We start from the raw sequence: 11,672 nt of genomic DNA on the forward strand, positions 1-11,672 counted from the left end.
GAAAAGGTATGTTAAAGAGAAGCATAAGCGCCCTGCTGTTGCTGTGCGCATTATTTTCCGGGCATCTGTTGGCCCATCGTCAGGGACACGAGTACTTTCCGGTGCAAAGTCTCGAACAGCAGCTGCTGCACGAAGCGGATAGCGATGAGCTTCGCAGCCAGCACGAGGAGGCCGCCGCAGACCTGCGCGAACATCACCGCTGGCAGGACGACCGTAAACCGCGGGCATCCTGCCAATAGCATCGACTCGAATCAGGCCCCTTTGCGCTTCGGCAGCGTCTTCATCAGATCGTCCGGGCTGACGGAGGCCACAATGCTGCCCGGGTGCGGCATTTTGAGGATATGGTTTTTGATCTTGCCGACCACGTGCATTTCGCACGGACGGCAGTCAAACTTCAGGGTCAGGACCTCATCGCCATGGATCAGCTGCATCGGCGTGGCTTTCCAGCTCTTGATGGAGCCTTTCGCCTGCTTCGGGCAGAGGTTGAAGGCGAACCGCAGACAATGCTTAGTGATCATCACCGGCACATCGCCCTTCTCTTCGTGCGCTTCATAGGCGGCGTCGATCAGCTGTACGCCATAGCGCTGGTAGAACGCCCGCGCCTTGTGGTTATAGACGTTGGCGAGGAAGGAGAGATGGGTCTCCGGGTAGACCGGCGGCGGTACGGAGACCGGCTTGCGGGTGCCGCGCTGCCAGGCGTTGAGGCGCGCTTCATCCAGCATCTCCGCAGTTTCCCGACGCAGCTGGTTGAGCAGGCTGTTGGGCACAAACAGCGGCGGCAGATTAACCTGCACCTCGCGCGCATAGTAGATGGTTTGCCCCAGTTTTGTGACACCGTCACGCAGGTTGGCCAGCGCTTTCTCCGCCTGGTTAGCTTCGGCGAACTCCCCGTCAAGGGTGTGGGTCACGCTGACGCCATCTTCACAGGTCATGGTGAGAACCAGCTGCTCCTGCCAGCCGCTCAACGTCACATCTACCGCGATGCGGCGTTCGCTGGAGGTCTTTAGCAGCGCCTGTTGCCAGTTATGATCGAGGTTGCGGTTGAGCGGCTGATGGGGGCGCACTTTATGCAGATCCGCTGGCATCTCGTTCGGCCATACCCGATAACGGTTTTCGCCGGTTTTTTCCACGGTATTAGCACGGAAGCCCACCACTTCGCGCTTAATCATCACGTTGAGACCATCGCCGTTGGTTAACGGTTCACTGACTTCAACGTCGAGATGGTCTTTGCCTACCTTCAGAACTTCACCCACCGGCAGGCCGATAAATTTCGGCGAATCAAAGGCGCCGATATCGCCTTTGCGGGCATTAACAAAGTAGTCAGTGCTGCCCCGGTGGAAGGTTTTATCCGTGGACGGGATAAAGAAATGCTCGGTGCGTCCAGCCGAGGCGCGCGCCAGGTCGCCGCGATCTTCGATAATGGCATCCAGCATTTGACGGTAGTGCGCAGTGATGTTTTTCACATAACTCATGTCTTTGTAACGGCCTTCAATTTTGAAGGAGCGTACGCCAGCGTCGATCAGCGCCGCCAGGTTGGCGGTCTGATCGTTATCCTTCATCGACAGGAGATGTTTCTCATAGGCCACCACCCGCCCCTGATCGTCCTTCAGGGTATACGGCAAGCGGCAAGCCTGCGAGCAGTCGCCGCGGTTGGCGCTGCGTCCGGTCTGGGCGTGCGAAATGTAACACTGCCCGGAATAGGCCACGCACAGCGCGCCATGGATAAAGAATTCGATAGTGGCGTCAGTGTGGTCGTAAATGGCTTTGATTTGACTGAGGTTCAGTTCGCGCGCCAGCACGATCTGACTGAAGCCGGCGTCGGAGAGAAACTTCGCTTTTTCCACACTGCGAATATCGCACTGGGTGCTGGCGTGCAGCTCAATCGGCGGCAGATCCAGCTCCATGATCCCCATATCCTGCACGATCAGCGCATCGACGCCTGCGTCGTAGAGATCGGTAATCAGCCGCTGCGCCGGCTCCAGTTCATCGTCATGCAGAATGGTGTTCAGCGTCACAAATACCTTTGCGCCAAAGCGATGAGCGAAAGGCACCAGCCCGGCGATATCGCTCAGACTGTTGCTGGCGTTGTGGCGGGCACCAAAGCCAGGTCCACCGATGTAAACGGCATCGGCGCCGTGAAGGATCGCTTCGCGAGCGATACCGGCGTCGCGGGCAGGACTAAGAAGTTCAAGACGATGATTGTGCAGGCGCATACGCGTGTTGTTATCCAGTATAAGGGGGTCGAAATGGCGGCTATTGTAGTCAGAACCGGGCGCAGACGAAAACCTTTTCCGCCGTCGCGCGACGACGAATTTTCACTTTTCAACAAAGTATTGACGGAAAAGATATTTCCCTCAAATCACGGCGAAGAGTACTGTCATCACGTATTCCGGATTTTCCTCGTCACGTTGTGAGTGGTTATCATCAGTCATCTTGTCTGGCCGCGGGTTCGCTCGCGGTTTTTTCTTTTGGATAATGGATAAGAGAATGGAAATGGGCCGCCTGGGCGCCGCGGTTACGATACGCATGCGTCGCGTCGCCGGCGAAACGCCTACCCTCACCCGCCTGCAGCGAGTGCCACTCCCCTTGTAAGCACAAATCCAGCGTACCACTTATCACTACCACATGCTCAATCACCCCTTTCTCATGCGGCGTTGATTCGCTCAGCGCGCCGGGGGCAAGGGTTATCGAAAAATGGTCAAAGCGCAGCTCGGGATCCCACGGGAATACTGGCGTCACCACCATCGCCTGCTGCTGCGGATCAAACGCGGAGGGCGCGGCGCTGGCGTCCGGGACGATGAACGCCGAAAACGGTACGTTCAGCCCGGTGGCAATCTTCCACAGCGTCGCCACCGTTGGACTTGATTCATTCCGCTCAATCTGCCCGAGCATGGCTTTCGACACCCCGGTCTCTTCCGCCAGTCGCGACAGGCTCCAGCCTCGCTGCTGGCGCAGGGTTTTAAGCGTTGCCGCCAGATGTTGCGCAATATTCATCCTTCCTCCTGTTTTTACTGCGCAAAGTATACCGCCATTTGTCTGATTTTTTCAGGACGTTTAACGGCATCGTACGCCACTGGCGGCGAGTTTTTCTCCCAGGGTAGCTGCGCGAACCACCGCTTGTGCGTTATAACGCACAATGATACATTGAATGGATGTTATAACGCACATGAGAATCATCTATGCGCTCGTTTAGTTTTCCGCTTCCCACTCTGTTCGCTGGCTTCGTCGCCGTGTTGGTGGGGTACGCCAGCTCCGCCGCCATCATCTGGCAGGCCGCCGCCGCGGCCGGCGCTACCCCCGGGCAGATCGCCGGCTGGATGACGGCTCTTGGCCTCGCCATGGGCATCAGTACTCTCGCGCTGAGCGCCTGGCGGAAAGTTCCTGTGCTCACCGCCTGGTCAACGCCGGGCGCTGCGCTGTTAGTTAGCGGCCTGCAGGGGGTGACCCTCGCCGAGGCCGTGGGGATCTTTATTTTCGCCAACGCGCTGATCGTTATCTGCGGCACCACCGGCCTGTTTGCCCGGCTGATGCAGATCATTCCCCATTCGCTGGCCGCCGCGATGCTGGCTGGGATCCTGCTACGGTTTGGTTTGCAGGCCTTCGCCGGCTTACAGGATCATCTGCCGCTGTGCGGCGGGATGCTCGCCGCCTGGCTGCTGTGTAAAGCGCTGTGGCCCCGCTTCGCCGTGGTGGCCGCGCTGGTGATTGGAGCGCTGATTGCGGCGGCGTCCGGGGATGTGGCTAGCGCCCCCGTGCCGCTGGCATTTGTGACGCCGGAATGGGTCGCCCCGCAGTTTACTCCGGCGCTTTTGCTCAGCGTCGGTCTGCCGTTCTTCCTCGTCACCATGGCCTCGCAGAACGCTCCGGGGTTCGCCACCCTGCAGGCATCAGGCTATACCGTACCGGTCTCCGCACTGATCGTCGTTTGCGGGGGGTTGGCACTACTGCTGGCGCCGTTTGGGGTTTATTCCATCTGCATCGCGGCGATCACCGCTGCGATTTGCCAGAGCCCGGAGGCGCACCCGGATCCGAACCAGCGCTGGCTGGCGGCCATAGCCGCGGGCGGTTTTTATCTGCTGGCCGGTCTGTTCGGCGGGTCAATCACCGCCCTGATGTCGGCCCTACCGCCGGCGTGGATCCAGATGCTGGCGGGTCTGGCGCTGCTCGGCACCATCGGCGGGAGTCTGTTTCAGGCAGTGCATCAGGCCAGTGAACGCGATGCGGCGGTGCTAACCTTCCTGGTCACCGCCAGCGGGGTGACGCTGGCGGGAATTGGCTCCGCCTTCTGGGGCGTGGTGCTCGGCGGGGTGAGTTACGGCGTGCTATCCGCGCTGCGCCGCCCGTAGCTGGGAGGGCGTCAGGCCGGTGGCGGCTTTGACCCGATGGCTGAAATGGCTGGGGGAGCTAAAACCACAGGCCAGCGCTATCTCGGTTAACGGCAGCGCGCTATGGCAGATCAGGTTTTGCGCCTTCGCCATTCGCTGCTGCATGACGTACTGATGCGGAGCCATATTTAGCGACTGACGAAACATACGAGCAAAATGAAACTCACTCAGACCCGCCTGCTGCGCCAGGTCGGCCAGGGTCAAGGGCTGATCGAGATGAGCATCGATCCAGGCCAGTACGTGACGCTTTACGCCTGGCGCCAGCCCGCCGGTGACCGTCGGCAAACGCCACTGCACGGTGGAATAGTGCTGGATCAGATGGGTAAGCAGTAAGCTGCTGGCAGCGCTGAGGGTCAGCTGGTTCGCCGGCTGCCGCCAGTCGTTAGCCAGCAAAAACTGACGATACACTGCGGTGATTTTATCATCGCTGGCGAAGGTCTTTTCCTGCAGGGTGAAGTTCGCCGGGCTGCGGTCCCACACCTCCTCGCCGACGCGACGCAGGTGCGCATCGGTACAGTAAAGATGCACAAACGACAGATCGCCGCGGATATCCCATACGCTTTCATCGCCTTTCGGCATCAGACAAAAACGATCCGGGCCGCCGCCATTTTTCCAGCCGTGCGGCGTCTTTTGATAGCTTTCGTAGCCATCAGCCACGTACAGACTTAAAGTATGATGGTCGCTGCGCACCGTCACGGTATCGCAATTGTTATACCAGGCGGCCAGTTGAATACCGGAATTCAGCTCCACGGTTCCCTTCAGCACCGCGTTCTGTCGCCGTAATGTTTCAAATGTCCCGTAACCCATCGTCTTCACACATTGTCTGTAAAAGCCCTAGTCTAGGGAGACTACGGCGCGGTTTCCAGTCCTCACCGCCAGCGGATGGCAAATAAGCGCAAGAATTTGCAAGCCGACAACAAACCGGTGAAAGCCGCAGCAGGCGGCAGCCGGCATACTCCTCCCATCAACAGGTAGAGGAGAACCAGGGTGAACGCATTACTCTATGCACTCGTTGTCGTGATCTGGGGTACAACGTGGATCGCGATTTTTTTACAACAGGGACCGGTGGCCGCGCCGGTATCGATTTTCTGGCGTTTCGCCGTAGCCAGCGTCACGATGCTGGCGATTCTGCTCGTCACACGACGCCTGCGGCCGCTGGGCGCGAAAGATCATCTCTGCTGCCTGCTGCAGGGCTGCTGCGTCTTCTGCTTTAATTTCTGGTGTTTTTATACCGCCGCCGCCTGGATCAATACCGGTCTGGAATCGGTGATCTTTTCGATGGCGGTACTGTTTAACGCCATCAACAGCTTTCTCTTTTTCCGCCAGCAGCCGCCGGGCCGCTTCTGGGCCGCCGCCGCGCTGGGTCTCGCCGGTATCGTCATCCTGTTCTGGGACGACCTGCTGGCCAACGGACTGAACGCCTCGCTGCTGTGGGGGATCGGGCTGAGCGCCCTGGGTACCTACGGTTTTTCGCTCGGCAATATGTTCAGTATTCGCCACCAGCGCCGCGGGCTGGAAACGCTGACCACCAACAGCTGGGCGATGCTCTACGGCACGCTGGTGATGGGGGCAATCGCTCTGCTGCGCGGCGATAACTTTATGCCAGAATGGACCGTCAGCTATCTGGGCGCCCTGCTTTACCTGGCGCTGTTCGGCTCGGTCATCGCCTTTGGCGCCTATTTCACTCTCGTTGGGCGCATCGGCGCCAGCAAAGCCGCCTACAGTACGCTGCTGTTTCCGCTGGTCGCCTTATCCATTTCCACCGTCTATGAAGGGTATGTCTGGCACAGCAGCGCCGTGATCGGGCTGGCGCTGATCCTGCTGGGTAACCTGGTGATGTTTGCCAAACCGGAACAGCTATTGCTGCGCCGAAGGCTGGCCTGAGGAGGCTGAAGAAAAACAGCGCCGTCGTCAGACGGCGCTGGCACGATTAACGCTGAGAGGGATCGAATTTAACGGCGTCGACCGCCATATCATCGATAACCTGCTTCAGGGTATCGACGGTCAGCGGTGTATTCTCATTCGCCAGGGTTTTGCCTTCCCCTTTACGAACGACCTTGATGACCGGCTTATTGGTGCTGGCGTCAATGACCTCCGCCTCAAAGTACAGATCGGTGTCCATGGTACGATGGCCGGTGGCGGCCTGGGTGCCGGCGACAATCATAGCGACCGGGATCACTTCATAGAACTGCAGCCCCTCTTTGCTGGAGTCCACCCCGGTGATCGCCCCGCGGAAGATGAGGCTGCGCTTGCCAGCGGTAGTGGCCAGCGGTTTACGCTCGGAAATAGCCTGTTTCAGCTCTTTGTTGGTGTAGTTAAGAATATCCTGCAGCGCCTTCTCCCCTACCTGGGTGGTCGGCTTCGGTACCGGATAGTAGGTCACCGGGTGATAAACGATATTGTCATAGTTGGCCGGATTGAAGTTCGGATCGATCCAGCGCAGCTCCGGCTTGCCGGAGGCAGAGGTCGTTTCTTTCAAACTGGAATAATCTTTTAAGAAGCCCGAATACTGATTCGGTTGCGCCACTTTCGCCGCACAGCCGGTCAACGCCAATATTCCCGCCAGAGCGGCGACTTTCAGTAAAACGCGAGTACGCATAGAGAGATCCCTGTAAATGCAGTTTTTTTTCGGCAGACGTTATAGCAAATAGGACCCACTAGTTTTGTGACAAAAAAAGGGCTTCGTCAAGGAAGATTTATAAATATTGATGGCCTGAACATTACGTTAATAAATAATCACTTAAAAGGGGTATCGCGTGGTTTTCCAGGCTCATTTTCGCCGCAACGGGTCTCTGTCTTGCCCAGGCTCTGGCGGGGAATGCGGCGCGGGCCATGCTCAGCTTCCCACGCCGCGGCGAATCAGGCAGGCTTGCGCGCCAACAGGGTGGCGAAGCGCAATTTGATGCGATTGCCGTTGGCGTCGGTGCGATGCAGCTCGCCGACGTCCTCATTGTATTTCAGCAGCTCCCAGCCCTGGTAATAATCACGAAGCTCATTAGGTTTAAAGGCAAACGGGAAGCCGACGGTGCAGGGATAGTCTTCGGTATCCATCGCCGCCACAATCAGGTTATAGCCGCCGGCGGCGGTGCAGCGCTGCATATTGGCGATCAGGCCCGGGATGGTGTCAGGCTCGAGGAACATCATCACTACGGTGGAGAGGATCAGGTCATACTCGCCGCCAAAGCTCAGGCTGTTGAGGTCTTTCACCGCCGTTTGCAGATTATCCAGTCGCTCGGCGGCGCGAATACTTTCCAGATTGTTGACGCTCATCGGATTTTTATCCCACGCCGTCACCGCGAAGCCGTTCGCCGCCAGATAAAGGCTGTTACGCCCGTTGCCGCAGCCCAGATCCAGCGCCCGCCCCGGCGGCACAATCGTCGCGGCATGCAGCACCTCGGAATGGGTGCGGGTCAGGCTGTATTTTTGACTAAAATAATCCGCGTCACGCTTTGTCATGATCCTTCCTTCTTATTCAGGAGTGTTTCCCGGTCGACCTGGAGCAACAGTTTCCCGCTGACCAACAGCAACGCTGTACGCAGCAGCAGCAGGCCGACAACCAGATTGCTAAAAATAAATAGCGGCATCGCCAGATGATGAAAAAAGCCGTCTCCCCTGGCCTGGCCGAGATGCAGACCGGTGGTGGCCAGCGCGGAAATGCCGAACGAAAAGCTCCAGAAAGAAGCATTGAACGGCTGACGAAGATACCAGGGCATCAGACGGAGCATAAACAGCAGCTGCAGCAGGCCGTAACCAAACAGCAGCTTAGCGAAGGTATCGGCCTCCCCGCCGTTGACGCTGAGCCAGGCGCTGCAGGCCACCAGCGCAGGCGCCAGCTGGATCCCCAGCGAGGTGCGCAGCGGCGTCGGCAGCTCGCCTGCGCTGCGCAGACGCTGGAGGATCGCCGGCTCGAGGCTCAGCCAGGAGAAGACCCCGGCGCCGAGGAACACCAGTCCGGCATCGGAAAATCCCAGCGCGCCGCAGGCCATCGCGCTGATAAAATTATTGGCTACTGTCGGCAGATACAACCCCGGCGTGGTGGCCTCGCGAGGATGGTTCCCCCGCCATAGCCCACCGCTTTGCCAGGCGGCATAGGCGAGCTGCAGCGCCACGCCCGGCACAAACAGCCCGATCGCCAGCGGCCGGCACCAGGGAGCCAAACCAATCGCCACCAACAGCGTGGTGGCCGGAAACAGGCTGACGAAGCTGCTGCTCACCGGATGACGCATCTCCCGCAGCACGCTCGCCGGAAAGCGGATCGCCCGGCTGATAAACGCCATGCTGAGCAGGACCCACATCGCCATCGCCAGCGTCACCAGCCCATCACCAATGCTGCGGCTGACCGGCCAGAGGGTGCTGGCGTAACGCCAGGCGAAGCCCATTCCGATGGTGCCGAGCACCATGCCAAAATAACCCGCCGGCAGGTTTAGCACCTGCCGCGGCGTTTGCGTTTTATTCATTTTATTGATGATATCAATTTAATTTGAAGTTGCATTCTAAAGGAACCTTATCCCGCGCGCTATGGCGATCTTTGCTATGTTTATGTTAACCATAAGTAATAAGGATCGGCCATGCGTAAATACCGTCTCAGCGAACAGACCCGGCAGTATTGTTATGAGGAAGAGCATGGCAAACAAAGCGTCACCCTGCGCCAGATCGTGGCGCTTATTGATTTCGCTGACGTTAAAGCGGGCAGCGAAGGCGGCTGGGTGGATGAGGAATGCGCTCTCAGCCAGCAGGGGGAGTGCTGGATCTACGATGTCAACAGCGTGGTCTTCGCCGGGGCGCGCATCCGCGACGACGCCCGCTTAACCGGGTTCTGCGTGGTCAGCCATGAGGCCACCATCGGCGGACGGGCCTGCATTCACGCCTCGCAGATCAGCCATCACGCGCAGATCAGTGACAACGTCACGGTTACGCAGAGCCAGGTGCGCGGTTATTGTCGCCTTGCCGACGAGGCGCGTCTTCTCCCCCACTGCCAGGTGATTGCCGCGCGCGGGTTAACCGCCGATCGCGACAAAGTCCTGCAGATCTATCAGCGAGCCACCGTCAGCGCCTCGCGCATTCTCCACCAGGCGCAAATCTACGGCGATGCCTTCGTTGAGCATGCGTTTGTCGAACATCGGGCGGAAGTGTTTGACCAGGCAAGACTTGAAGGGAACGAAGAAAACGACGTCTGGGTGTGCGATAACGCCCGGGTATACGGGCACGCGCGCCTGATCGCCGGTCGTGGAGAGGATGCCATTCCCACCGTACGCTACAGTTCGCAGGTGGCAGAGAATGCGGTGATTGAAGGCAACTGCCTGCTGAAGCATCGGGCGATGGTCGGCGGCGAGGCGCAGCTGCGAGGTGGTCCGATTCTGCTCGACGACGATGTGCTGATCCAGGGGCGGACAGTCATCACCGGCGATGTGATCGTTGAGCACCAGGTCTCCATCAATGACGAGGTGCAGATTGCCGCACAGGAGGGAGAGGCCATTCATCTGCGCGGCCCGAAAACGCTTGACGGCCAGCAGCACATCACCCGCACGCCGCTGTTAGGCGCGCTTTAATGCCTCATCGCGGTCAATAATGCGGGCGTAGATATTCTGATCGTCATAGCTACCGTTCAGATACTCGGCTTGTCGGAGACAGCCTTCCAGAACAAACCCGTTGCGCAACGCTACCTGGTTGCTGCGGGTGTTCGCCACCCGGCATTTGATCACAAACCGGCGCACCAGCCCGCTGGCGGCATAATGGCGGATAAAGGCCTGTAATGAACGGGAAAGCAGCCCTTGCCCCTGGTGCTCTTCATCGATCCAGTAGCCAATATAGGCCGTTTTATTCTGCGGCTCGATCTGATTGAACGACAGGACGCCGACTAGCTGCTTATCGAGAAACAGCAAAAACATTTTGGCGTAATCCCGCTGATGCAGCATCACGTTGCCCTGCACATGGCGGCGGGTCTCGTCTTCGCTGCGCACCTCGGCGGGCCAACTGAGCGACTGCTGTAGCCAGCGCTGGTTTTTGACCACCAGCTGGTGCAGGTCGCTAACGTAGCGCTCATCAATGGCGATTAGCGTCAGCGCGTCGGTTACCGGGATCGACTCAGGTACTGCTGGGATATCTGCGGTCATAGCGCTCTCTTCTGGCCCGCAGGGACTGCCTGCGGGCGTCGGGTGACTCAGGGTTATTTCATGATCCGGTCGTCAACGTAGTTGCGTTTATCTGCTGCCGGCGGGAAATACTGATAGAGCCAGGTTTCGCTGATGGCTTCTCCCTGACAGCGCAGGAACAGACGCATCTCCACCGGGTCGGTTGAGTCGGTGGTCGGATACCAGTCGAAAAGGATCCGGTAGCCATCGAACGGCTCGACGTAGAGGATCTCAATCTGCTTCGCTTCCCCGCTGGAGAGGGTGATCACCGGTTCAATACCGCGCGGCGCGGCCGCCTTCAAATCGCCGCCGACAAAGTCGATGGCAAAACGACGCGCCCACTTATCCGGGTAGTGTTCACCCGGCGCCCATCCTTCGGGGAAGCCCCCCATCCCGGTGCGGGTGGCCAGAACGCGCGCCAGCGGGGTGCTAACCGGCGGCTCCGCGCTCCAGTAAAGACGGTAGCGGAAGTCCAGTTCGTCGCCCGCCTTCACCGCCTTTTCCGGCTGCCAGAAGCAGACGATATTATCCAGCGTTTCGCCGGTAGTTGGGATCTCCATCAGGCTGACCGCCCCTTTGCCCCACTGGTTACGCGGCTCAACCCACAGGCTGGGACGCTTGTTATACCAGCCCATCACATCCTGGTAGTGGGAGAAATCACGGTCCAGCTGCAACAGACCAAAGCCGCGCGGGTTCTTGTCCTGGAAGGCATTGAACTGCAGCTTCTGCGGGTTATTCAGCGGCCGGCAGACCCATTCCCCGTTGCCCAACCACATTGACAGCCGATCGGAGTCGTGGATTTGCGGATGGATGGTGTCGCACATCCGCCGCTCATTATTGCCGCAGCTGAACATACTGGTCATCGGCGCGATACCCAGCTGTTTGATATCCTTGCGGGCGTACAGGTGGTTTTCCACGTCCATGATAACCTGGGTATCCTGGCAGTGGATGGTGAACTTGTAGGCGCCAGTGATGCTCGGGCTGTCCAGCAGCGCGTAAACGGTAAACACCGTGGCGTCCCCTTTGACCGTTTCGAACCAGAACGACGTAAAGTCGGGAAACTCTTCCGGGGTATCGGTAAAGGTATCCACCGCCAGACCGCGGGCCGACAGGCCATACTGATAGGTGCTGTCTACCGCGCGGAAGTAGCTGGCGC

13 protein-coding genes are annotated in these 11,672 nt (G+C 58.9%); 5 read left to right on the forward strand and 8 right to left on the reverse strand.

The window, feature by feature from the left end; translation table 11 throughout:
* Positions 1–8: 8 nt before the first annotated feature.
* Positions 9–239, forward strand: coding sequence for a DUF2554 family protein (locus tag KHQ28_RS14285; protein WP_004143781.1), 231 nt, complete (start codon positions 9–11; stop codon positions 237–239).
* A gap of 12 nt (positions 240–251) precedes the next feature.
* On the opposite strand, the gene KHQ28_RS14290 is transcribed toward KHQ28_RS14285, so the two are convergent.
* Positions 252–2,213, reverse strand: coding sequence for a U32 family peptidase (locus KHQ28_RS14290; RefSeq protein ID WP_002907469.1), 1,962 nt, complete (start codon positions 2,211–2,213; stop codon positions 252–254).
* Between the two features lie 33 nt (positions 2,214–2,246).
* Between KHQ28_RS14290 and KHQ28_RS14295 the strand changes: the two genes are divergently transcribed.
* Positions 2,247–2,414: a hypothetical protein gene (locus KHQ28_RS14295; RefSeq protein ID WP_014343127.1), complete on the forward strand. Its 168-nt coding sequence runs from the start codon at positions 2,247–2,249 to the stop codon at positions 2,412–2,414.
* A 10-nt stretch (positions 2,415–2,424) separates the two neighbouring features.
* Here KHQ28_RS14295 and KHQ28_RS14300 read toward each other — a convergent pair whose 3' ends face one another.
* Complete coding sequence (locus KHQ28_RS14300) at positions 2,425–2,994, reverse strand: helix-turn-helix domain-containing protein (RefSeq protein WP_002907473.1); 570 nt, start codon at positions 2,992–2,994, stop codon at positions 2,425–2,427.
* Between the two features lie 185 nt (positions 2,995–3,179).
* Here KHQ28_RS14300 and KHQ28_RS14305 point away from each other — a divergent pair, with 185 nt between their 5' ends.
* Complete coding sequence (locus KHQ28_RS14305; RefSeq protein WP_049184123.1) at positions 3,180–4,346, forward strand: benzoate/H(+) symporter BenE family transporter; 1,167 nt, start codon at positions 3,180–3,182, stop codon at positions 4,344–4,346.
* Here the strand turns inward: KHQ28_RS14305 and KHQ28_RS14310 are convergent.
* Positions 4,323–5,192, reverse strand: a complete 870-nt coding sequence (locus tag KHQ28_RS14310) for an AraC family transcriptional regulator (protein ID WP_004151213.1) — start codon at positions 5,190–5,192, stop codon at positions 4,323–4,325. The genes KHQ28_RS14305 and KHQ28_RS14310 overlap by 24 nt on opposite strands.
* Before the next feature lie 180 nt (positions 5,193–5,372).
* Between KHQ28_RS14310 and KHQ28_RS14315 the strand changes: the two genes are divergently transcribed.
* Complete coding sequence (locus KHQ28_RS14315) at positions 5,373–6,269, forward strand: DMT family transporter (RefSeq protein ID WP_004180146.1); 897 nt, start codon at positions 5,373–5,375, stop codon at positions 6,267–6,269.
* Between the two features lie 46 nt (positions 6,270–6,315).
* On the opposite strand, the gene KHQ28_RS14320 is transcribed toward KHQ28_RS14315, so the two are convergent.
* The 3 genes from KHQ28_RS14320 to tehA form a co-directional block, all read right to left on the reverse strand.
* Positions 6,316–6,984: a DUF3313 domain-containing protein gene (locus tag KHQ28_RS14320; RefSeq protein WP_004143788.1), complete on the reverse strand. Its 669-nt coding sequence runs from the start codon at positions 6,982–6,984 to the stop codon at positions 6,316–6,318.
* A 260-nt stretch (positions 6,985–7,244) separates the two neighbouring features.
* Complete coding sequence (tehB, locus tag KHQ28_RS14325) at positions 7,245–7,841, reverse strand: tellurite resistance methyltransferase TehB (RefSeq protein WP_032424190.1); 597 nt, start codon at positions 7,839–7,841, stop codon at positions 7,245–7,247.
* The gene (tehA, locus tag KHQ28_RS14330; protein WP_002907483.1) at positions 7,838–8,842 is read right to left on the reverse strand and encodes a dicarboxylate transporter/tellurite-resistance protein TehA; all 1,005 of its coding nucleotides are present in this window, start codon (positions 8,840–8,842) and stop codon (positions 7,838–7,840) included. The genes tehB and tehA overlap by 4 nt, the downstream gene beginning before the upstream one ends.
* 111 nt (positions 8,843–8,953) lie before the next feature.
* On the opposite strand from tehA, the gene ydcK reads away from it, so the two are divergent.
* Positions 8,954–9,934: a YdcK family protein gene (ydcK, locus tag KHQ28_RS14335; protein WP_049184118.1), complete on the forward strand. Its 981-nt coding sequence runs from the start codon at positions 8,954–8,956 to the stop codon at positions 9,932–9,934.
* Here the strand turns inward: ydcK and rimL are convergent.
* Positions 9,920–10,498 carry a 50S ribosomal protein L7/L12-serine acetyltransferase gene (gene rimL / locus KHQ28_RS14340; protein WP_002907487.1) on the reverse strand — a complete coding sequence of 193 codons (579 nt, stop codon included), beginning with the start codon at positions 10,496–10,498 and terminating at the stop codon, positions 9,920–9,922. The two genes, ydcK and rimL, sit on opposite strands and share 15 nt — an antisense overlap.
* Before the next feature lie 53 nt (positions 10,499–10,551).
* The coding region (locus KHQ28_RS14345; protein WP_211777623.1) for a glucan biosynthesis protein D at positions 10,552–11,672 on the reverse strand (1,121 nt) is incomplete at its 5' end.

The sequence above is a fragment of the Klebsiella sp. 28 genome (genome assembly GCF_018223905.1).
Lineage (GTDB): Bacteria > Pseudomonadota > Gammaproteobacteria > Enterobacterales > Enterobacteriaceae > Klebsiella > Klebsiella pneumoniae.

What these genes read in the sequence shown, in the direction of transcription:
- KHQ28_RS14285 (WP_004143781.1), top strand. Translation starts at nt 9, where the DNA reads ATGTTAAAGAGAAGCATAAGCGCCCTGCTGTTGCTGTGCGCATTATTT.
- KHQ28_RS14290 (WP_002907469.1), bottom strand. Translation starts at nt 2,213, where the DNA reads ATGCGCCTGCACAATCATCGTCTTGAACTTCTTAGTCCTGCCCGCGAC.
- KHQ28_RS14295 (WP_014343127.1), top strand. Translation starts at nt 2,247, where the DNA reads ATGGCGGCTATTGTAGTCAGAACCGGGCGCAGACGAAAACCTTTTCCG.
- KHQ28_RS14300 (WP_002907473.1), bottom strand. Translation starts at nt 2,994, where the DNA reads ATGAATATTGCGCAACATCTGGCGGCAACGCTTAAAACCCTGCGCCAG.
- KHQ28_RS14305 (WP_049184123.1), top strand. Translation starts at nt 3,180, where the DNA reads ATGCGCTCGTTTAGTTTTCCGCTTCCCACTCTGTTCGCTGGCTTCGTC.
- KHQ28_RS14310 (WP_004151213.1), bottom strand. Translation starts at nt 5,192, where the DNA reads ATGGGTTACGGGACATTTGAAACATTACGGCGACAGAACGCGGTGCTG.
- KHQ28_RS14320 (WP_004143788.1), bottom strand. Translation starts at nt 6,984, where the DNA reads ATGCGTACTCGCGTTTTACTGAAAGTCGCCGCTCTGGCGGGAATATTG.
- tehB (WP_032424190.1), bottom strand. Translation starts at nt 7,841, where the DNA reads ATGACAAAGCGTGACGCGGATTATTTTAGTCAAAAATACAGCCTGACC.
- tehA (WP_002907483.1), bottom strand. Translation starts at nt 8,842, where the DNA reads ATGAATAAAACGCAAACGCCGCGGCAGGTGCTAAACCTGCCGGCGGGT.
- ydcK (WP_049184118.1), top strand. Translation starts at nt 8,954, where the DNA reads ATGCGTAAATACCGTCTCAGCGAACAGACCCGGCAGTATTGTTATGAG.
- rimL (WP_002907487.1), bottom strand. Translation starts at nt 10,498, where the DNA reads ATGACCGCAGATATCCCAGCAGTACCTGAGTCGATCCCGGTAACCGAC.